Genomic DNA, 19,057 nt, shown 5'->3' with positions numbered 1-19,057 from the left:
GGATGGTGGATAGAGTGGCAAAGAAAGAAGAGCATGTCCGTAAACCAGAATGGCTTAAAATTAAGCTTAATACCAATGAATCCTATACAAATTTAAAGAAGATGATGAGAGAAAAGAAACTACATACGGTATGTGAGGAAGCAAGATGTCCCAATATTCATGAATGTTGGGCTGTTCGAAAAACGGCTACATTTATGATCCTGGGTGACATCTGTACACGTGCCTGTCGGTTTTGTGCAGTGAAGACAGGCTTACCTACCGAACTTGATCTACAAGAGCCAGAGCGTGTAGCAGACTCGGTTAGTGATATGGGTCTTAAACATGTGGTGATCACTGCAGTTGCTAGAGATGATCTAAAGGACGGAGGAGCCGAGGTTTTTGCTGAAACGGTACGAGCAATTCGTCGCAAAAATCCGTTCTGTACGATAGAGGTGCTTCCTTCAGATATGCTTGGAAATGAAAACAGTCTGAAGACACTTATGGATGCCAGACCTAATATTATGAACCACAATATTGAGACGGTTCGCCGCTTATCTCCAAGAGTTCGAGCGCGTGCGACTTATGAACGTACGCTTGAGTTCCTTCGTCGTGCCAAGGAAATGCACGAGGATATTCCAACAAAATCAAGCTTAATGATTGGTCTTGGTGAAACTAAAGAAGAGATCATTGAAACGATGGATGATCTTAGAGCAAACAACGTAAACATTATGACGATTGGCCAATATCTACAACCTACTAAAAAGCATTTAAAAGTACAAAAATATTATCACCCAGATGAATTTGCAGAGCTTCGTGAAATTGCAATGAGTAAAGGGTTCAGTCATTGTGAAGCGGGACCACTCGTTCGTTCGTCATACCATGCTGATGAACAGGTGAATCAGGCACAAGTAAATGAAGAAGCCAGAAAAGTTCAAGATGGATCAATCGTGAATTCATAACAAATAGAAGACGGACATTCGATTAAAAGAAATGTCCGTCTTTTTAATGGTTAAAATGTTGTTCTCCTTTTACAAAACCCGACATTTCCTGCCACCTAATGCTTATGATACAATGGAAAAAATGAAACGTGAGGTGTATACGCGTTGGTTACGATTCAGGAGCTTCAATTTGAAGTCGTTGAAAATATAAAAGATGGCTGGGACGAAGAAGCCTTTAAGGCGCGTTATAGCGATATCTTAAATAAATACGATTATATTGTAGGAGATTGGGGCTACAATCAATTACGCCTAAGAGGTTTTTTGAAGACAAACATAAGAAATCAACATATGATTCTAAGATTAGTACGTTGCCGGATTATCTTTATGAGTATTGTAATTTTGGATGCGCGTATTTTGTCGTAAAACGTATTAAAAAACGTTCAGATAAAGGTAATAAACATAAACAAAAAGAGGGTAAATAACCCTCTTTTATGAATCATGTGGTGGATGATGTCCAGGGTATTTCCTGGGCGTATGTTGGTGAAGATCTTTATTTACATAATTAAATGCACTGTAGGTACGTTGACCCTTTTGCCACGGAGTGCTTTTTCCCTCCACGGGTGTGTCCTTACCTATTGGAGAACCATAAGGACCTTCAGGAGTGGCTTCAGCTGTCACATAATTATGCATCGCTTCAACGTTTTTAAAGTCGTGATATTCTGTAGTCTTTTTCAAGAGAAAGCCCCCTTTATTTATAGGGTAACCAAAAGATGTTCTTTTATTTTTAGTTGACTGCGCTTACAAGAAAGGATTGGGTTATAGAATGTATTTTGTAGACCGTACGAAGATTGAAACGACATTACAGTATATGGAATCGCTTTTTCCAACATTGGATTCGCTAAAGGAACGTAATTCAATTGTAGAGGATTTAGCTTTGGAGCGTGTTTGCTACCTCATGATTGAAGCAATTATCGATGTAGGAAATAGTATGATTGATGGATTTATCATGCGCGATCCAGGGAGTTACGCAGACATTGTTGATATTTTAGTGGACGAACGTGTTGTACCGCATGAGCAAGGAGAATCGCTAAAAGAAATTCTTCAAGCTAGAAAAGAGATCATTCAAACAACGGGGACCATTAACCACAGCGAACTTTATCAACTCCTCCAAGCACAAAGCGGAGCATTAAAAGTATTCCCAGAGAATGTCCGTAGCTATTTGGAAAACGAGCTAGGACCAGTATCTGCTTTTTTACCTAAAGAGTAGACAAGTCCTGTTCGTTTACAAAAAGAATGCCCATCGCTTACAATAAACGTAAGGTGGTGGACAGAATGAGAGACCAATCAACGTCAACTCGTTCAGTTGTGTTAACCCTATTAAAGCGTAAGCACGAGATGACAACAGCTGAACTGTCTGAAATGCTTAAGATTACGGAGATGGCGGTTAGACGTCATTTGCGAGGGTTAGAAGACGAAGGATTAATTACCTCCCGATTGGTTCGTCAAACCATGGGACGGCCCGTTCATAAATACTATTTAACCGAAAAGGGAAACGAGAATTTCCCACGAAATTATAGCCAGCTATCACTTGGTTTCCTTGATGATCTACAGGATTTATATGGCAAAGAAGCTGTCAATCAATTATTTGAGAAGCGGCACAATCGCCTACATGATTCGTATGAAGCGAGTGTGACTGGAACATTAAAAGAACGCATTCGGGCACTAGCTGACATTCAGAATGAACAAGGATATATGGTTCAGTGGTCAGAGAACAAGGATGGTTCGTACGAATTTATTGAATACAATTGTCCAATTGCACATGTGGCCAAGGCTTATCCTATCGCCTGTACATGTGAGAAAAAGTTATTTAAGGAATTACTTCATACAGAAAGCGTAGAACGTACAGCATGTATGGCCGAAAATGGAGATGCGCACTGTGTGTATAAAATCAATAAGCAATCAGCATTAAAGTAAGCCGTCCATTGGGCGGTTTTTCTCATGAAAGGAATGGAGTCATGTCATACAAAGGGTATTTAATTGATTTGGATGGGACGATGTATCGTGGAGGAGAAGTGATTCCAGAAGCCATCGATTTTGTAAAAGAGCTGAAACGAAGAGAGCTTCCGTATTTATTTGTGACGAATAATTCAACAAAAACTCCGGAAATGGCAGCTGCACACCTGCATTCACTAGCCATTCCCGCAACACCCAAACATCTGTACACATCGGCTATGGCCACGGCTTCTTACATTCGGGAGCAGAAACAAGAGGCTCGTGTGTACGTAATTGGGGAAGCGGGGCTCCGAGAGGCATGCCATCATGAGGGTCTTGTTGAAGCAGATAAGAACGTTGATTTTGTCGTCGTTGGGTTAGATCGTGAAGTAACCTATCAAAAAATTAAACAAGCGTCTCTACTCATCCAGCAAGGAGCTACATTTATTGCAACAAACCAAGATCATGCATTACCAACGGAGGAAGGGCTAGTTCCGGGTAATGGTTCGATTGTAGCAGCAATTGCAACAGCATCAGGAACGAAGCCGATGTTTGTTGGGAAGCCAGAAACGCTCATCATCACACAAGCTCTTCGATTGTTAGGGACATCTGCAAATGAAACAGTGATGGTTGGTGATAACTACCGTACAGACATTATGGCTGGAATGAACGCGGGCATGGATACAATGCTTGTTCTCTCGGGTGTCACAACGGAAGCTGATCTGCCTCATTTGCCAGTGAAACCAACGATTACACTTCAAGCTCTTTCTCAGTGGACATTTGAATAGTAGGTTCTTCCTCCATTCGATGTGCAAGACGACTGGATGCAGCTGCTGCAATGGCTCCTACAATATCATCTAAGAAGGTGTGACAAACGCCTTCTTTTTTCTCGTTTAATTTTTTTAGAATGCCAGGCTTTAGCTTGTCGACATATCCATAGTTTGTAAAACCGATGGAACCGTACACATTCACAATGGATAAAGCGATCACCTCGTCAATTCCATATAAGCCTTCATCCCGTTCTAGAATGCCTTGCAAGGGAGCTTCGAGCAGCTTTTTCTCCGTTAAAATATCTAACTGAATGCCTGTAATGATTGCATTTTGAACTTCTCGCTTTGATAGAACACGTTCAACATTTTCCTTGCATAGCTCCATTGACAGGTTCGGATGATAAGCCTTCTGTAAAAAGTGAACAAGCTCAGCCATGTCATCTATAGTGACTCCTCTAAATGTAAGCCAATCTCTTGCCTTATCTGACAATTCTTTTTGTGAACAAACGGTTCTCATAACGTCCTCTCCTTACGATCCATCATTGTGTTTTCTAGTGTTGGATTTCTGCACACATTTTATCCAACTGGGTCATAGACTATGTATAATGACAAAACCTCTGGAGGAGGAAAACGATGTTTGAACGGAACATTTACGACAGTTATCGGTTGTATAGTGAAAAACGATTTAAGTTAGATGGGTATGAATGCTTTGAAGCGGGAGGCGTTCCCTACATTTTGTTCCCAAAAGATGAGAGTGCTTCAAATGAAGCAGATATGCTCACATTTATCTCTTTTCTGAGAGAGGCAGGAGATGTATCTGTTCCGGAATTAGTTCAAACCGTGCAAGGAGCTAATGTCAGCTTAATTGAAGGCTCAGAAATGTATCTCTGCCAATTGCCATTGCCGAATCATGTGCGTGCCCAACCTCTGCCAACGGATGAGAGGGGTATAGGAGAACACTTGGCTTCTTGGCATCATTTTGGAAGGCAAATTCAGCCGAGAGTCAGACAGCAGGAACTGTTTGGACAATGGGGAGCCATCTGGACAACCAGACTTGAGCAGCTTGAGAACTGGTATGAAGAATTGTATATGCAGGGACCAAGAACCGTTGTGGACGAAACCTTTTTAACAACCTATCCATACTTTATGGGCCTATCGGAAAATGCCATTCAATATGTAACAGATACAACACTGGACGGAGCAGGAAGCGAAACAATAGAAGGTACGCTTTGCCACAGGAGATTTTCAGAGCGAGCATGGATTCAACTAGCAGGGAATGGAGTCATGATCAAGCCCCCTACGGCTTTTGTATTTGATCATCCTGCGAGAGATCTTGCTGAGTGGCTTAGAGGACGACGAAGTCAGCTGTCGCGCTCGAATCAGTGGTCTCAAGCAACAGACTTTCTAGAGGGATACCAAAGATATCAATCACTTTCTTCTACAAGCTGGAGGCTCATGTTTGCCCGGTTGTTATATCCCGTTCATTATTTTGAACTGGTCGAGGATTATTACCGCTGTCAAATACCAATCGATCAACAAAAACTTGGTCAAACCTTTTTACAGTTAATCGAACAAGAGAAAGATAATGAGATTTTTCTTCACCGATTTGCAGATGTACGTCCGATGCCTAATACGCCAACTGGTTTTCCGAGAGTTGATTGGTTATAACGATTCAAAACCGCTTCCATTCCTTTAGGAACGGTTTTTATTTTTTTAGGTGGATTTTAATCTCTTGTAAACTTTCAGAAGGTTCTTGTTTTACGCTACGATCAGGTCTATAATGTCCTTTATAGATAAACATTTGTATTTTCGAAGAGATAGTTGGGAGTGGGAGATGTGGCAGAGTCAGTAAAAGTAGGGCTTCTTGGTCTAGGAACAGTAGGAACAGGGGTGGCATCCATTATTACTCGCCACCAAAAGGAATTACAGCATCAAGTAGGCTGTCCTGTTGAAATTAAAAAGGTTGTCGTTCGAGACAAACAGAAATTTCGCGAGAGCTTAATCCAGGACTCGCTTTTAACGGAAGATCCTTACGATGTCATTCAAGATCAAGAGATTGATATAGTTGTGGAAGTGATTGGAGGAGTCGAGCAAACAAAGGAATGGCTCTTAGATGCACTTAAACAAAAAAAACATGTCGTCACAGCCAATAAGGATTTAATGGCGATCCATGGTGCACAGTTACTGAAAACAGCGGTTGAAAATCAATGTGATCTTTATTATGAAGCCAGTGTAGCCGGTGGAATTCCTATTCTACGTAGTTTATCAGACGGATTGTCTGCTGATCGTATAAAAAAGATAATGGGTATTGTGAATGGAACAACAAACTATATATTAACGAAAATGAGTACAGAAGGTAGTTCGTATGAAGACGTATTAAAACAAGCGCAGGATCTAGGATTTGCAGAGAGTGATCCAACATCAGATGTTGAAGGGCTGGATGCCGCAAGAAAAATGGCGATCCTCGCTACGCTTGGGTTCTCAGCTCCTGTCAGTTTAAACGATGTGTCTGTAGAAGGAATAAGTAATATTTCTGATACTGATCTGCACTATGCAGAAAGACTAGGGTACACAATGAAATTAATTGGTATTGCTGACCGAACGGACGGGAAGATTGATGTCAGTGTGCGTCCAACACTTTTACCAAACGAACACCCGCTTTCATCTGTACACAATGAGTACAACGCCGTGTACATTCACGGTGAAGCAGTAGGAGAAACCATGTTTTATGGACCGGGTGCTGGCTCCTTGCCAACTGCAACAGCAGTGGTATCCGATCTAGTCACTGTGATGAAAAACATGAGACTTGGGGTAAACGGAAAGAGTGTACTTGCTCCAATGAACGAAAAGAAATTAAAAGAAGCAAGTGAAATCGGCTCACAATACTTTATTCGCTTGAGAGTATTAGACCAGACAGGGACATTCTCGGCCATCACAGCATTGTTCGCTGAATTTGATGTTAGCTTTGAAAAACTTCTTCAGTTACCAGTTGAAGGCGAAGAACTAGCTGAAATTATTGTTGTTACACATAAAACAAGTAAGCAGACATTTGATGGATTAATTGAACGATTGAAGAACGTAGAGGTTGTCGAATCAGTTGAAAGTAGCTATTGCGTTGAAGGGGGAAATTAAGAGATGAGTAAATGGAATGGTCTTATTAAAGAATACGCAGAATTTTTACAGGTATCGGAGGAAACTCCTGCACTTTCATTGTCAGAGGGAAATACACCGCTTGTTCCACTTGAGCGATTATCCAAAGAGTGGGGAGTAGACATTCACGTAAAATACGAGGGTGCCAATCCAACGGGCTCGTTTAAAGACAGAGGAATGGTTATGGCAGTAGCTAAAGCAAAAGAAGAGGGCAGTAAAGCTATTATCTGTGCTTCTACCGGTAATACATCTGCTGCTGCAGCGGCATATGGTGCTCGTGCAGGACTGCGTTGTATCGTTGTTATCCCAGAGGGCAAAATTGCGCTTGGTAAGCTCGCTCAAGCTGTTATGTATGGGGCTGAAGTTCTTGAAATTCAAGGAAACTTTGATCACGCGCTTGATATCGTTCGTTCAATCAGTGAGGTAGAGCCAATTACCCTTGTAAACTCTGTGAATCCTTACCGCATTGAAGGGCAAAAAACAGCAGCCTTTGAAGTGTGTGATGCACTCGGACAAGCGCCAGATGTGTTATGTATTCCAGTTGGGAATGCAGGCAATATCACAGCATACTGGAAAGGCTTTAAAGAATACCACGAAGCAAAAGGAACAGGACTTCCACAAATGAGAGGCTTTGAAGCAGAAGGTGCAGCAGCGATCGTTCGTAACGAAGTAATTGAAGATCCGGAAACCATTGCTACAGCCATTCGGATTGGGAATCCAGCAAGCTGGGATAAAGCAGTTAATGCAGTAGAGGAATCAAACGGTAAAATTGATTTTGTGACAGATGAAGAAATCATTGAAGCCTACCAGACGCTTGCTACAAAAGAAGGTGTCTTTTGTGAACCCGCCTCAGCCGCTTCACTAGCAGGACTGAAAAAACAAATCGATTCCGGCGAAATTAAGCAAGGATCTAAAGTTGTTTGTGTATTAACAGGAAACGGTCTTAAGGACCCTGCAACGGCCATCGACAGTGTGAAAGTAAAGCCTACCCTTTTACCGAATGAAAAAGACGCATTCCTTGCTCATTTAAAACAAGGTGTGACTCAATAATGAGCACACAATCGTTTCAAATAAAGGTCCCAGGGAGCACAGCTAACCTGGGACCAGGCTTTGATTCCATTGGGCTCGCTGTTAGTCGTTACCTTGAACTTGAGGTCACACGTGCCGCCGAGTGGAATTTCTCATCGGATTCAAAGGATTTAAAGGGAATTCCTACGGGTGTAGATAATTTAGTGTGCAAAGTAGCGAAGCAGACGGCTGAACAATTAAACAGCAGTCTTCCGCCTTGTCATGTAAAAATGACTAGCAATATTCCGCTGGCACGAGGACTAGGTAGCAGTGCAGCGGCCATTGTCGCTGGCATTGAGCTCGCTTGTTACTTCTCCGATGAAGAGGTGACACCAGAGCAAAAAACTCGTTTTGCAAGCCTTTGGGAGGGCCACCCTGATAACGTAGCAGCCTCTTTGTATGGTGGCTTAGTTATTGGAACCCATCATCAAGACTGGACCAGGGTCGTTCAAGCTGGAGTACCTGAAATTGACTTAGTATTTCTTATTCCAACTGAAGAAGTCCTCACAAAAACCGCTCGCGGCGTACTTCCAGCGGCACTCAACTTTTCGGACGCTGTTCAAGCAGGTAGTGTTGGAAATGTACTAACAGCCGCAGCACTCACAGGGGATTGGGAACTTGTTGGTGAAATGATGGCTCGTGATCTATACCATCAACCTTACCGAAAACAGTTGATTCCACTCATGGATGAGGTCATTACATTTGCCGAAACCCAGGAGGATATCTACGGAGCCGCCTTAAGCGGAGCGGGTCCAACCATTCTTTGTATCACAAAAGAAGGAATGGGTGCCCAAGTAGCTCAGACTTTAACAAAAGCATTTAAGGGTATTGAAGTCGATGTACTAAAGCCATCTAAGGACGGCGTTCAACTAATCATAGAAAATTAGACAAAAAAGGAATAATTGACAGAAACATCACATACACTACGGCTGAACGTAAATAGGCTGGAGGTGGATGAGATTGTTAAACGTTAATAACCTTTATGAAGGTCAATCTGTCTATATCATTTATAGAAACCCTCACACACCAACTGTTGCAACCATTCAGGAGGCGACGATTGCACGAGATCCAATGGATCCATCTGTCTTATCATTGCTTCTATATGATTATTACCATTCCATTGAAGAAGATGATGCCATCTTTGCAAGCTACGAAGCAGCAGAGCAAATGTTTGACCAATTTATGATGTAAAAAAACGCCTGGTCCTCAGACCAGGCGTTTCATCTTTATTAAAATACTTGCTCTAGCTCTTTTACTCCAGGTACTTCCTCAAGAAGCGCGCGTTCGATACCCGCCTTAAGTGTAATCGTTGAACTTGGGCAAGAACCGCAAGCGCCTAGTAGACGAACACGAACAATCCCGTCTTCAATACCTACTAACTCAACATCTCCACCGTCACGAAGTAAAAAAGGACGAAGCTTCTCCAATACTTCTTGTACTTCTTCTAACATATCAGTACTTGTTTCCATGGGTCAACACTCCTTTCTGACCCTATTATAATCGTCATAGCAGAAAAAATCCATGATCTTGACGTTTTTTTCGAGAAAAGTTCTCATTCTAAGTGAAATGGTGGAAATTATTTAATTGAATCTTTTCACATTATTCGGTACGCTTTATAGGAGAGGAAGTGAGAACGATCGGAATTCAACTAACGATATATGGAGCAGTACAAAAGTGCGCAAGCTGCGTACACTTACCGAGCGCCATTGAAACAAAAGAATGGCTAGAGGCCGCACTCAACCGCAAATTCCCGAATGCAGACCTAGACGTTCACTACGTAGACATTGAACAACCCACTGATAACGAAGAGCACCAATCCTTTTCAGAAGCGATCTTAAACGACGAATACTTCTACCCTCTCCTTGTATTAAACGGTGAGGTCATTGCAGAAGGAAACCCCAATTTAAAATCAGTCTCAGCCAAAGTCGAAGCCGCGATGTAGATCGTGGCTTTTTTGTGTGGGAGGAGGGGATTGAAAGGACGTTTGTGAGCATAGGGCGTGTTAGCAAGAACTTTGGGAGGAACACTAAGACCTTTTGAACATTTAAAAAGAAGGAGGGAGCGTTACCAAGAGGAACGTAGAAAATAGCAAGAGCAGAGGACTGGGCAACAAGAAAAGCCCCCTGATACCAAGGAGAAAAGCAGAGTTACCAAGAAGCGAGCTCCGGTCGCAAGAGGCCAGTGTGGGATACCAAGAACGTTCGGGAGCACAGCAAGAATAACCGGCACCCAAGCAAGAACCGGCGTAATAGCAAGAACTTTGAGAGGAACACCAAGACCTTTTTAAAATTTAGCAAGAAGGAGAGAGCGTTACTAAGAGGAACGCAGAAAATAGCAAGAGCAGAGGACTCTACAACAAGAAAAGCCCCTTCTTATCAAGGAAGAATGGTCTTCTGTCAAGAAAGTGGACACTAAAAAGTAAGAGTGATTTCTCTCAAAGCCTACATTACTGGCTCTACCTCGACAGATGAGATCTTATCTAAAAGTCGGGGGATAACTTACTTTTGTCTAACTAATTGTTTTTTGCGAGTCATGATTAATCCTTTTGGCATAGGTTCTCTCAAATTGGTTCGGGGATTGATAGTTCAAAGTGGAATGCCTTCTCGTTTCATTGTATCGACTATAAATATAATGATGAATAGATTTCATCGCCTCGTTTCTTGTTTGAAATCGAAAGCGATAAATAAGTTCTCTTTTAATGGTTGCGTGAAACGATTCAATACACGCATTGTCATAAGGATCGCCTTTTCGGCTCATGCTTATGGTGGCTTTCGCTTGAGTCAGTACCTCAATGTACTCGTTCGAACAATATTGAGATCCTCGATCAGAGTGATGGATAAGCCCCTCCGGGGGGCGTCTAGTCGCTATCGCACGCTCAAGAGCGTGTAACACAAGGTCTTTTCCCATAGAGTTACTCATATTCAAGCCCACAATTTTTCGGGAAAACAGGTCCATAATGGATGCGACGTATAACCAGCCCTCTAAAGTCCGGACATACGTAATATCTGTTACCCATATGGCATTTGGGTACGCAGCTTCAAACACTCGCTTCAGCAGATTGGGATACACATGTAGAGTGTGCGTAGAATCCGTTGTGACGACATATCTAGCTTTAGGTTTTGCGCTGACCTTCATTTCTTGCATATATCGCGCCACCGTTTTCTGCGAAATCACATAGCCCCATTCGATTAAATCCTGATGGACACGAGGACTTCCGTACGTGGCCAAGCTCTCATGGAACGACTGACTAATCTTCTTTTTTAAGTTCGCTTTACGTTTTTCACTCTCTGTTTTCCCACCACGTAGCTTGGCTTTCCACTTGTAGAATCCACTGGTCGAGACTTGAAGGACTGAACACATCTTCACAATGGAATGTTCATCTTGATGAGCATCCATGAAATGAAATTTTATTTGGGCTTTTGCGTGAAGATGTGCATGGCCTTTTTTAAGATCTCGTTCTCCTCTCGAAGAGAGAGCATTTCCTTTTCATGATGCTTTTTTAACTTTTCCACTTCGGACGGCGTCAAATAATCACCTGAATTTGGCTTTTCTTGTTTCTTCTTATAATCTTGAACCCAGCGGTGGATGGAGGACACATGAACTTCCAATTCATACGCCATGTCGCTCGCCTTTTTACCTTCTTCGATGATTAACTTCGCCACATACTCACGATAATCAAGGGAATACTTTTTCGTCATCGGAACACGTCCTTTGTCAGATTAGATTTAGTGTACAAAGAATCAAATTAACGTGTCCACTTTTTAGACTAACCTCAAGAAAGCAGAATTACCAAGAAGCGAGCTCCGATAGCAAGAGGCTAGAGTGGGATACCAAGAACGTTCGGGAGCACAGCAAGAAGAATCATCAGCACCTAACCAAGAAACCCCGCCCGCGCACTAACTCACCTCCATCTCCACAAAAAAAGAGTAGTAGACACTGTCTACTACTCATATCAATCATCAACCGGAGTGATACTTGTACATCCAAAGCACACCACTTTTAAGGACGCGCGGTACTCGTCCGAGCAATGTGCGTTCGCCCATTAGGCCGAAGCCGTGCTTTTTGCCTAGGGAGCCAAGGACTCCTTTTAATTTTATTTTTGGTAGCTCTGCTGGTAAGGTTTCGTTGTTCCATTGAGCCTTTAGGATTTGAACGATTTGCTCGGCCTGCCCTTCTGCGAGTTGAGCACTTGGTGCATGAGGCAGGCTCGCACAGTCACCTACTACGAAAACGTCTTCGTTTCCAGGGAGGAAGTGTTGTGGTGTTAGTTCGACACGTCCAGAGGAGTCAAAAGCGACGTCCAATTCGCGAACCACTTTGACAGGCTGAATTCCTGCTGTCCAAATGACGGCATCAACATCAATTCGTTCATCGTGATTATAGATGGCATTTGGCTCTACTTTGGTGATGTTTGATTTGTTTACGATCTCTACCCCGTGATCCTCGAACCAGCCTTGTACGTAGGTACTAAGCTTTTTAGGGAAGGAGGATAGGATCATTTCGCCGCGGTCAAAAAGCTTAATTGTAAGGTCTGGTCGGCTTTCACGAAGCTCACTGGCTAGCTCGACTCCGCTCAATCCACCTCCGACAATGGATACGACGCCTTCAGGGCGGACGTTGTTTAGGGCTTCATAGGTTTTGCGAGTGGCTTCCATTGTTTGAATGCTATAGGCATTTTCCTTTGCGCCAGGAACACCGTGGTACTTGTCCTCGCATCCGAGACCGATGATCAATTTATCAAATGGAACGGATTCTCCGCTATCAAGAACAATGGTTTTATCCTCAAGTTCAACAGATTCGATATTTGCATATTTCACTTTTAAGCGAGAGTCTTCTGGAAAGGCTACACGCAGATGATGGTCTGCAGCTGTTCCTGCAGCAAGAGCATAGTATTCTGTTTTTAAGCAGTGATACGGCAAGCGGTCAATCAAGGTAATTTCAACATGGTCAGGCAGGTCATTAGGCAGAAGGCGTTGCATAACACGCATACCGCCATACCCAGCTCCAAGTATAACTAGTTTTTCCATATGAGGTTTACTCCTTTTCGCCATAACAGCAGATAAGCTTGCTTCGACCAATGCCATTACGCGGGTTAATAATCGGATCCGTGTCGGTTCTTTCGCATACAATTGAATTCCGTACGATACATGAGAGTGGATAATATGTGCCCAAAGCTCAATGTCCGTTCCAGGGATAAGCTCTTGCTTGTTTAGTGCTTCAAAAAGCATGTCACGCCAATGAGATAAGAGTAGATCCTCATTGTCCACAACAAATTTCCACATTTGAATCGTTAACGTAGGATGTTGGTCATACTCATCAAGAATAAAATATAAATAGGAATGAATGCGGTTTGACAGCTGTAATTGATTTCTAGGGTATTGTTGGATATGCTTCATCACACTTGTTAAACGTTCTTTAGCAAGGGAGTGCATTATGGAATCTTTTGTCGGAAAGTAGTTAAAAAAGGTTCCTTTTGCTACATGGGCAGCTGATGTAATCTCCTGAACGGTTGTACGATCAAACCCTTTTTCTCTAAAAAGAGCAATTGCAGCGTTTTCAATTTTCTCTTTGGTTTCTACCTTTTTAACTTGTTTCACTTTATTCTCTCCTTAAATGACCCCGGTCATTTTTAAATTATACCGACCATTTCTTGAGAAAACAAGGTTGATTTCGACATTAGTTTCTTGTCGTTGACTTCTTTTTTCTTAAAAGGTAGTCTATAGGTAGAAATTTGAGGTGAAGACATGAGACCAATCATAGAGTTCTGTTTCAGCAATTTAGCAAGTGTCTCACAAAGTGCGATGGAACAGCTTGAAAAAGATCCTAATTTAGATATTGTTGATTACGGGTGCTTAAGTCATTGTGGGGCCTGTGCGATGGAGCCATTTGCTCTTGTGAATGGCGAGTACGTCTCCGGTGAAACAGCCGATGAGCTCGTTACAAATATATATGTATTTCTTGAAGAGAACCCAATGTTCTAACTTGCGACTTCTAGTGAATACTAGAGGTTTTTTTACGAATCCACCGGGAGGTCACAGTATGCCAGTTATTCCGTTTTCTCATTCATGGCCCTATGAAAAGCAGTACCAGGATATTTATCTGCACGAATGTCCATTTTGTGGAGAGGATCAAGTGCTCACACATATGAAAGTAAAAGAATTAGAAGAAGCAAAAGAAGGAATTAAAAAGCAACTGAATTTACCTTGCTGTCACGGACGGTTAATTATCCTTGAGGCAGATGAAGATTATCTTTGGACAAACCAAGCACTTAGGGAGGACCGTACATCATGAAATTTACGAAAATGCATGGTTTAGGTAACAGCTATATTTATATCGATTTGTTCAAAGAGTCTATTAAAGAAGAAGCAATGCCTAAGCTTGCCATTCAATTGGCTGATAAGAACCGGGGCATTGGGTCTGATGGCATGATTTTAATTGGTCCCTCAGATGTTGCAAAGGTGAGTATGCGTGTATTTAACAATGATGGGTCTGAAGCCATGAACTGTGGGAATGGGTTACGTTGTGTGGCAAAGTTTGCATATGAGCATGGGTATGTTGACGAAACGGTATTTACTATTGAAACAAAAGGTGGGCTGGTTGAAGCAACCGTTCATCCAGATGAGAACAATCAAGTCCCAACCGTGACGGTAAATATGGGCAAACCGAGACTGAGTCGATCTGAGATTCCAATGATTGGGGCGGCTGTTGATCAAGTGATTAGTGAAACGATTGATCTTGGCGAGTTAAGTGTAGATGTCACAGCGGTATCGATGGGAAATCCTCATGCCGTTATTTTTACAGAGGACATTCATACCATTCCCTTAATGCAGGTAGGACCATCACTTGAAAAGCATGAGCGTTTTCCGGAGTGGGTAAATGTTGAGTATGTACAAGTATTAAACGAAGATGAGCTTCACTTCAGAGTCTGGGAACGTGGTACAGGGATTACGCAAGCATGTGGAACTGGAGCGTGTGCAGCAGTTGTCGCTTCTGTCTTAAACGGCCACTCATCTCGAAATAAACAAGTAACTGTGCACTTATTAGGTGGAGATTTATTTATTACCTGGTTAGATAATGGAGACGTCTTAATGAATGGGGCAGCTGAAACCATTTTTGAAGGCGAATGGATTTTAAAATAAAAGAAAGCGCAATGGCCGTCAGCCACTGCGCTTTTTCTCTTAGTAAGTCTTAATCACATTATAGAACGTGTCACGCTCGATTGGTGTTTTGTTCGCACTCTTAATTAAGTGGATTAATTCATCGCGCGTAATACCTGATGAAGTCAATGCACCAACAGAGTGGGAAATGCGTTCTTCAATTAATGTTCCGTGAATATCACTAGAACCAAATGTCAGCGCCATTTGTGTTAATTGAACACCAATGTTGATCCAGTATGCTTTGATATGATCAAAGTTATCAAGCATTAGACGGCTGATAGCAAGTGTGCGCATGTCATCAAATGCAGATGTTCTGCGTTTTAAGCTTGCTTTCACACTACGAGGCTGCATCGCGAGTGGAATGAATACCATAAACCCATTAGTACGATCCTGCAATTGACGAACACGATCCATATGAATCAAGCGTTCTTCCGTTGATTCAATCGAACCATATAGCATCGTTGCATGTGTACGTAATCCTAACGAATGTGCGATCTCATGGGCTTCAAGCCATTGATCGGTAGACGCTTTATCAGGGCTCATCTTCGCACGGTAGTTTTCAGTTAAGATCTCTGCTCCACCACCAGGAAGTGTATCAAGACCTGCTTTGATTAACTCCTCCAGCACACCCTTCATGCTAAGACCAGAAATACGAGAAAAGAATTCAATCTCAGCTCCAGTGTAAGCTTTAACTGTTGCGGAAGGATAATGCTTTTTCAATGTGCGAATCGTATCAAGATAGTATTCAAATCCTACCTCGACATTATGCCCACCAACAATATGAAACTCGCGAATGTTTTCGTTCCAACGTTCGCCAACATAGTTTAGAAGAGCTTCTGAATCCATTGTATAAGCGCCTTCCTGTCCAGGCTTACGCTTAAATCCGCAGAAGCTACAAGAAGCTTCACATACGTTTGTTGGATTAATGTACATGTTTTGAATAAAGTAGACATTATCTCCGTTTTTCTTTAGATTCACTTGGTTTGCAAGCTGTGCGACTCCAAGTAGATCAGGTGTTTCATATAAATATAGACCATCCTCAATTGTTAAACGTTCGCCGTGCAAGACCTTCTCTTTGATACCTTCAAGCTTTGTATCAGTTAACAATATACTCATCCAATTCATCTCCTGCTCTCTAGTTGACAGGTATAGCTGTCAGCTGGATTACAATCTATATACTAAACATGAAAATGTGTAATCTCTAACTATTATACTACCCACGTTCTATGATTTAAAGGTTTGTGCTTATATGGAGTGAATTTTAAGTAATGGTAAGTTTAGATTCAGTCATGATTTTTTGTAAATTAAATTGCACTAATAGGTATATTTTAGTAGAATAGGTGTAATTCGTTATCACTTTAATGGCCTAATGAAAAGAGGGGATCATATTGTGTAGGGTTTGTCAGAGCGATTCGTTTGAAGAACGAATAGAACGTATGAGGCAAAAGATGCTTGAAGCAGCTGAAGAATTTGGTCTTAACCATCCCGAGGTCCTCCATTTTAGTCAAGAATTAGATAAGTTGCACACCTGTTATTTTACCAAGATGGCCCAGAAGAGTTCAGTTGGTTGAGATTGTGTATCTATCGTACTATAATAAATGAAGAGAAAACGATAGGAGGATGACCATGATTACATTAACAGATGCAGCGGTTGGGCATATTAAAGAGATGATGAAAGCCGAAGAAGACCATTCGTTGATGCTACGCGTAGGCGTAAAAGGTGGCGGATGTAGCGGTCTTTCCTATGGCATGGGCTTTGATAATGAACAGGCTCCTGAAGATCAAAAGTTCGAAATTAACGGATTGTCCGTTTTGGTTGATGAAGAAAGCGCACCGGTCATTAAAGGTTTGGTTATTGATTATAAACAAAACATGATGGGTGGAGGATTCACTATTGATAATCCAAATGCCATTGCATCATGTGGTTGCGGTACATCATTCAGAACAGCTACAAATGCTGGAACACCAGGCGATTGCTAATTCATATGTAATGATATAAATCGAGACCATTTAACAGTTTGTTGTTAAATGGTCTTTTTGATGTTTGTTTCAAGAATGATAGGGAAACGTATGAAAGGTACATAATTTATGACTTATTAAATGTTGTCGCACCTAATTGTGACGAATTTGTGTGAACAATTGGTTGAATGAAGCGTTTTCAAGCGATTAAACTAAATGTAAGAATCGCATTTATTCATTTTTATATAGAAAAAGGAGGAACAATGATGGCAGAAAAGACCAGCATTCGTTCAAAGGTTCAAAAGTTCGGTAGTAATCTTAGTAGCATGATTATGCCGAATATCGGTGCATTTATTGCATGGGGGATTATTACTGCGATTAGTGCAGGGGTCATTTCCTATTATGGTGAAGGCAGCTCGCAGGCCGAGTCCATTTCATTTTTAAATACAATGGTAGGCCCAATGATCACTTATCTTCTACCACTGCTAATAGCTTTTACTGGTGGTCGAATGATTCACGATTTCCGAGGTGGGGTTGTTGGTGCAACCGCAGCAATGGGGGTTATCGCTGCAACAGATGTTCCAATGTTTATTGGAGCAATGATCATGGGTCCACTAGGTGGGTATTTAATTAAAAAGGTTGACCAAGCGCTTGATGGAAAAGTAAGACAAGGATTTGAAATGCTTGTTAATAACTTTTCAGCAGGTATTTTAGCTGCAATTTTAGCATGTTTCGGATCGTTAGCTGTTGCACCACTTGTTTCAGGTTTAACAACAGTAATGGGACTAGGAGCGCAAGCAATCATTGAGCGTAACTTACTTCCTTTAGCAAGTATCTTCATCGAACCTGCTAAAGTTATGTTCTTAAATAATGCCATTAACCATGGAATTCTCACACCAATCTCTATTGAACAAGTTAGAGAGACCGGGAAGTCAATTTTCTACTTGCTTGAAGCTAACCCAGGTCCTGGTTTTGGTGTACTACTCGCATTTATGATCTTTGGTAAAGGTGCTTCAAAAGCATCGTCTTACGGAGCTGGTGTGATTCACTTCTTCGGAGGGATTCATGAAATCTATTTCCCTTATGTTCTAATGAAACCACTTATGTTCTTAGCTGTCATTTTTGGTGGTATGACGGGTGTATTCGTTTTTGATTTGTTAAATGTAGGTCTTGTAAGTCCTGCATCGCCAGGTAGTATTATCCCAATCTTCGCATTAGCATATCCTGGTGACAGACTTAGCGTTCTTCTAGGTGTACTCGCAGCCACAGCCGTATCATTCGCTATCGCATCTCTAATTCTTAAACTCGATCGCAAAGGCGAAGACGACATTGCCGAAGCAACAGGAAAAATGGAAGCAATGAAAGGCAAAAAGAGCAGTGTTTCTTCTTCTCTAACAGCTTCTGAAGCAACAGAAGGACATACTAACTCTTACGCTCATGTAAACAAAATTGTTTTTGCATGTGATGCAGGAATGGGATCAAGTGCGATGGGTGCTTCGATCATGCGTGACCGAGTGAAGAAAGCAAATCTTGATACTGAAGTAACAAATACGTCAATCTCAAACATACCGGATGATGCAGATCTAGTCATTACTCACAAAGACTTAACAGATCGTGCAAAGACTAAAAAAGGCGACGCAATCCACGTTTCCGTTGATAATTTCATGAATAGTCCACGCTACAATGAAATCATTGAAGAGCTAAAGAATAGTCATGGTGAAACAGCAGAGACATCAGAAGTGAGTACTGGTCAAAAAGCAAAAGAGGATATTCAAAAGATCATCTTCGCATGTGATGCAGGAATGGGATCAAGTGCAATGGGTGCTTCTATCCTTAAAAATAAAGTAAAGAAAGCAAATCTTGATGTGGCTGTTTCAAACACGTCCATTTCAAACATTCCAGATGATGCGGATGTCGTTGTCACTCATAAGGATTTAACAGAACGAGCAAAGACTAAGCAGCCTAATGCTGAGCATATCTCTGTTGAAAACTTTATGAATAGCCCTAAGTATGATGAGTTAATTGATCGCTTAAAATAAAAATG

Annotated in this window: 22 protein-coding genes and 2 pseudogenes; 16 read left to right on the top strand and 8 right to left on the bottom strand. The window is 41.8% G+C overall.

The genetic code is table 11. The features are described from left to right. Window positions 1-14 precede the first annotated feature (14 nt). The gene (lipA, locus tag NSQ54_15445; GenBank protein ID WYP25699.1) at window positions 15-938 is read left to right on the top strand and encodes a lipoyl synthase; all 924 of its coding nucleotides are present in this window, start codon (window positions 15-17) and stop codon (window positions 936-938) included. 144 nt (window positions 939-1,082) lie between these two features. Then, window positions 1,083-1,399: pseudogene (locus NSQ54_15440) on the top strand (YutD-like domain-containing protein). A 7-nt stretch (window positions 1,400-1,406) separates the two neighbouring features. Here the strand turns inward: NSQ54_15440 and NSQ54_15435 are convergent. Beyond that, window positions 1,407-1,607 carry a hypothetical protein gene (locus NSQ54_15435; protein WYP28575.1) on the bottom strand — a complete coding sequence of 67 codons (201 nt, stop codon included), beginning with the start codon at window positions 1,605-1,607 and terminating at the stop codon, window positions 1,407-1,409. Window positions 1,608-1,740: 133 nt separating this feature from the next. On the opposite strand from NSQ54_15435, the gene NSQ54_15430 reads away from it, so the two are divergent. From NSQ54_15430 to NSQ54_15420, 3 genes are all read left to right on the top strand, one after another. Then, window positions 1,741-2,184, top strand: coding sequence for a DUF86 domain-containing protein (locus tag NSQ54_15430; protein WYP25698.1), 444 nt, complete (start codon window positions 1,741-1,743; stop codon window positions 2,182-2,184). Between the two features lie 65 nt (window positions 2,185-2,249). Then, window positions 2,250-2,891, top strand: coding sequence for a metalloregulator ArsR/SmtB family transcription factor (locus NSQ54_15425; protein WYP25697.1), 642 nt, complete (start codon window positions 2,250-2,252; stop codon window positions 2,889-2,891). Between the two features lie 41 nt (window positions 2,892-2,932). Next, window positions 2,933-3,697: a TIGR01457 family HAD-type hydrolase gene (locus NSQ54_15420; GenBank protein WYP25696.1), complete on the top strand. Its 765-nt coding sequence runs from the start codon at window positions 2,933-2,935 to the stop codon at window positions 3,695-3,697. On the opposite strand, the gene NSQ54_15415 is transcribed toward NSQ54_15420, so the two are convergent. Next, on the bottom strand, window positions 3,660-4,196 hold the full coding sequence (locus NSQ54_15415; protein WYP25695.1) for a phosphatidylglycerophosphatase A: 537 nt from the start codon (window positions 4,194-4,196) through the stop codon (window positions 3,660-3,662). The two genes, NSQ54_15420 and NSQ54_15415, sit on opposite strands and share 38 nt — an antisense overlap. Window positions 4,197-4,312: 116 nt before the next feature. On the opposite strand from NSQ54_15415, the gene yutH reads away from it, so the two are divergent. The 5 genes from yutH (at window position 4,313) to NSQ54_15390 (ending at window position 9,088) form a co-directional block, all read left to right on the top strand. Next, window positions 4,313-5,347 carry a spore coat putative kinase YutH gene (gene yutH, locus NSQ54_15410; GenBank protein ID WYP25694.1) on the top strand — a complete coding sequence of 345 codons (1,035 nt, stop codon included), beginning with the start codon at window positions 4,313-4,315 and terminating at the stop codon, window positions 5,345-5,347. Window positions 5,348-5,515: 168 nt separating this feature from the next. Further along, on the top strand, window positions 5,516-6,811 hold the full coding sequence (locus tag NSQ54_15405; protein WYP25693.1) for a homoserine dehydrogenase: 1,296 nt from the start codon (window positions 5,516-5,518) through the stop codon (window positions 6,809-6,811). A gap of 3 nt (window positions 6,812-6,814) precedes the next feature. Further along, window positions 6,815-7,879: a threonine synthase gene (gene thrC, locus NSQ54_15400; GenBank protein WYP25692.1), complete on the top strand. Its 1,065-nt coding sequence runs from the start codon at window positions 6,815-6,817 to the stop codon at window positions 7,877-7,879. Further along, the gene (thrB, locus tag NSQ54_15395) at window positions 7,879-8,784 is read left to right on the top strand and encodes a homoserine kinase (protein WYP25691.1); all 906 of its coding nucleotides are present in this window, start codon (window positions 7,879-7,881) and stop codon (window positions 8,782-8,784) included. Before thrC ends, thrB begins: the two co-directional genes overlap by 1 nt. A gap of 73 nt (window positions 8,785-8,857) precedes the next feature. After that, entirely contained in the window at window positions 8,858-9,088 is a 231-nt protein-coding gene (locus tag NSQ54_15390) for a transcriptional regulator SplA domain-containing protein (GenBank protein ID WYP25690.1), read from the top strand. A gap of 38 nt (window positions 9,089-9,126) precedes the next feature. Here NSQ54_15390 and NSQ54_15385 read toward each other — a convergent pair whose 3' ends face one another. Then, on the bottom strand, window positions 9,127-9,366 hold the full coding sequence (locus NSQ54_15385) for a NifU family protein (GenBank protein ID WYP25689.1): 240 nt from the start codon (window positions 9,364-9,366) through the stop codon (window positions 9,127-9,129). A gap of 158 nt (window positions 9,367-9,524) precedes the next feature. Between NSQ54_15385 and NSQ54_15380 the strand changes: the two genes are divergently transcribed. Further along, window positions 9,525-9,839 carry a YuzD family protein gene (locus tag NSQ54_15380; protein ID WYP25688.1) on the top strand — a complete coding sequence of 105 codons (315 nt, stop codon included), beginning with the start codon at window positions 9,525-9,527 and terminating at the stop codon, window positions 9,837-9,839. Window positions 9,840-10,405: 566 nt separating this feature from the next. Here NSQ54_15380 and NSQ54_15375 read toward each other — a convergent pair. The 4 genes and pseudogenes from NSQ54_15375 to NSQ54_15360 form a co-directional block, all read right to left on the bottom strand. Then, window positions 10,406-11,293 carry an IS3 family transposase gene (locus NSQ54_15375; protein WYP25687.1) on the bottom strand — a complete coding sequence of 296 codons (888 nt, stop codon included), beginning with the start codon at window positions 11,291-11,293 and terminating at the stop codon, window positions 10,406-10,408. Between the two features lie 11 nt (window positions 11,294-11,304). Beyond that, window positions 11,305-11,595, bottom strand: a complete 291-nt coding sequence (locus NSQ54_15370; protein ID WYP25686.1) for a transposase — start codon at window positions 11,593-11,595, stop codon at window positions 11,305-11,307. A gap of 261 nt (window positions 11,596-11,856) precedes the next feature. Next, the gene (locus NSQ54_15365) at window positions 11,857-12,924 is read right to left on the bottom strand and encodes an NAD(P)/FAD-dependent oxidoreductase (protein ID WYP28574.1); all 1,068 of its coding nucleotides are present in this window, start codon (window positions 12,922-12,924) and stop codon (window positions 11,857-11,859) included. Between the two features lie 459 nt (window positions 12,925-13,383). Further along, window positions 13,384-13,494 (bottom strand): annotated as a pseudogene (locus NSQ54_15360) (TetR family transcriptional regulator). 147 nt (window positions 13,495-13,641) lie between these two features. Between NSQ54_15360 and NSQ54_15355 the strand changes: the two are divergent. The 3 genes from NSQ54_15355 to dapF are packed head-to-tail and all read left to right on the top strand — an operon-like array spanning window position 13,642 to window position 15,036. Further along, complete coding sequence (locus NSQ54_15355) at window positions 13,642-13,878, top strand: YuzB family protein (GenBank protein WYP25685.1); 237 nt, start codon at window positions 13,642-13,644, stop codon at window positions 13,876-13,878. 58 nt (window positions 13,879-13,936) lie between these two features. After that, the gene (locus tag NSQ54_15350) at window positions 13,937-14,188 is read left to right on the top strand and encodes a hypothetical protein (GenBank protein ID WYP25684.1); all 252 of its coding nucleotides are present in this window, start codon (window positions 13,937-13,939) and stop codon (window positions 14,186-14,188) included. Continuing rightward, window positions 14,185-15,036, top strand: a complete 852-nt coding sequence (gene dapF, locus NSQ54_15345; GenBank protein WYP25683.1) for a diaminopimelate epimerase — start codon at window positions 14,185-14,187, stop codon at window positions 15,034-15,036. Before NSQ54_15350 ends, dapF begins: the two co-directional genes overlap by 4 nt. Before the next feature lie 39 nt (window positions 15,037-15,075). Here the strand turns inward: dapF and mqnE are convergent, their stop codons facing one another. Next, complete coding sequence (mqnE, locus tag NSQ54_15340; GenBank protein WYP25682.1) at window positions 15,076-16,170, bottom strand: aminofutalosine synthase MqnE; 1,095 nt, start codon at window positions 16,168-16,170, stop codon at window positions 15,076-15,078. 510 nt (window positions 16,171-16,680) lie between these two features. On the opposite strand from mqnE, the gene NSQ54_15335 reads away from it, so the two are divergent. Continuing rightward, window positions 16,681-17,034, top strand: coding sequence for an iron-sulfur cluster assembly accessory protein (locus NSQ54_15335; GenBank protein WYP25681.1), 354 nt, complete (start codon window positions 16,681-16,683; stop codon window positions 17,032-17,034). Window positions 17,035-17,279: 245 nt separating this feature from the next. Then, window positions 17,280-19,052 (top strand): PTS mannitol-specific transporter subunit IIBC, encoded by a 1,773-nt coding sequence (locus NSQ54_15330; GenBank protein WYP25680.1) that lies wholly within the window; start codon window positions 17,280-17,282, stop codon window positions 19,050-19,052. The last annotated feature ends 5 nt before the right edge of the window (window positions 19,053-19,057 follow it).

It is taken from the genome of Alkalihalobacillus sp. FSL W8-0930, from assembly GCA_037965595.1.
Classification (GTDB): domain Bacteria; phylum Bacillota; class Bacilli; order Bacillales; family Bacillaceae_D; genus Alkalicoccobacillus.
This window is presented reverse-complemented; position numbering and strand designations above follow the sequence as displayed.

Coding starts and splice junctions, on each gene's coding strand:
- NSQ54_15435 (WYP28575.1), bottom strand. CDS start 1,607: ATGCATAATTATGTGACAGCTGAAGCCACTCCTGAAGGTCCTTATGGT.
- NSQ54_15430 (WYP25698.1), top strand. CDS start 1,741: ATGTATTTTGTAGACCGTACGAAGATTGAAACGACATTACAGTATATG.
- NSQ54_15425 (WYP25697.1), top strand. CDS start 2,250: ATGAGAGACCAATCAACGTCAACTCGTTCAGTTGTGTTAACCCTATTA.
- NSQ54_15420 (WYP25696.1), top strand. CDS start 2,933: ATGTCATACAAAGGGTATTTAATTGATTTGGATGGGACGATGTATCGT.
- NSQ54_15415 (WYP25695.1), bottom strand. CDS start 4,196: ATGAGAACCGTTTGTTCACAAAAAGAATTGTCAGATAAGGCAAGAGAT.
- yutH (WYP25694.1), top strand. CDS start 4,313: ATGTTTGAACGGAACATTTACGACAGTTATCGGTTGTATAGTGAAAAA.
- thrC (WYP25692.1), top strand. CDS start 6,815: ATGAGTAAATGGAATGGTCTTATTAAAGAATACGCAGAATTTTTACAG.
- thrB (WYP25691.1), top strand. CDS start 7,879: ATGAGCACACAATCGTTTCAAATAAAGGTCCCAGGGAGCACAGCTAAC.
- NSQ54_15385 (WYP25689.1), bottom strand. CDS start 9,366: ATGGAAACAAGTACTGATATGTTAGAAGAAGTACAAGAAGTATTGGAG.
- NSQ54_15375 (WYP25687.1), bottom strand. CDS start 11,293: ATGGATGCTCATCAAGATGAACATTCCATTGTGAAGATGTGTTCAGTC.
- NSQ54_15370 (WYP25686.1), bottom strand. CDS start 11,595: ATGACGAAAAAGTATTCCCTTGATTATCGTGAGTATGTGGCGAAGTTA.
- NSQ54_15365 (WYP28574.1), bottom strand. CDS start 12,924: ATGGAAAAACTAGTTATACTTGGAGCTGGGTATGGCGGTATGCGTGTT.
- NSQ54_15355 (WYP25685.1), top strand. CDS start 13,642: ATGAGACCAATCATAGAGTTCTGTTTCAGCAATTTAGCAAGTGTCTCA.
- NSQ54_15350 (WYP25684.1), top strand. CDS start 13,937: ATGCCAGTTATTCCGTTTTCTCATTCATGGCCCTATGAAAAGCAGTAC.
- dapF (WYP25683.1), top strand. CDS start 14,185: ATGAAATTTACGAAAATGCATGGTTTAGGTAACAGCTATATTTATATC.
- mqnE (WYP25682.1), bottom strand. CDS start 16,170: ATGAGTATATTGTTAACTGATACAAAGCTTGAAGGTATCAAAGAGAAG.
- NSQ54_15335 (WYP25681.1), top strand. CDS start 16,681: ATGATTACATTAACAGATGCAGCGGTTGGGCATATTAAAGAGATGATG.
- NSQ54_15330 (WYP25680.1), top strand. CDS start 17,280: ATGGCAGAAAAGACCAGCATTCGTTCAAAGGTTCAAAAGTTCGGTAGT.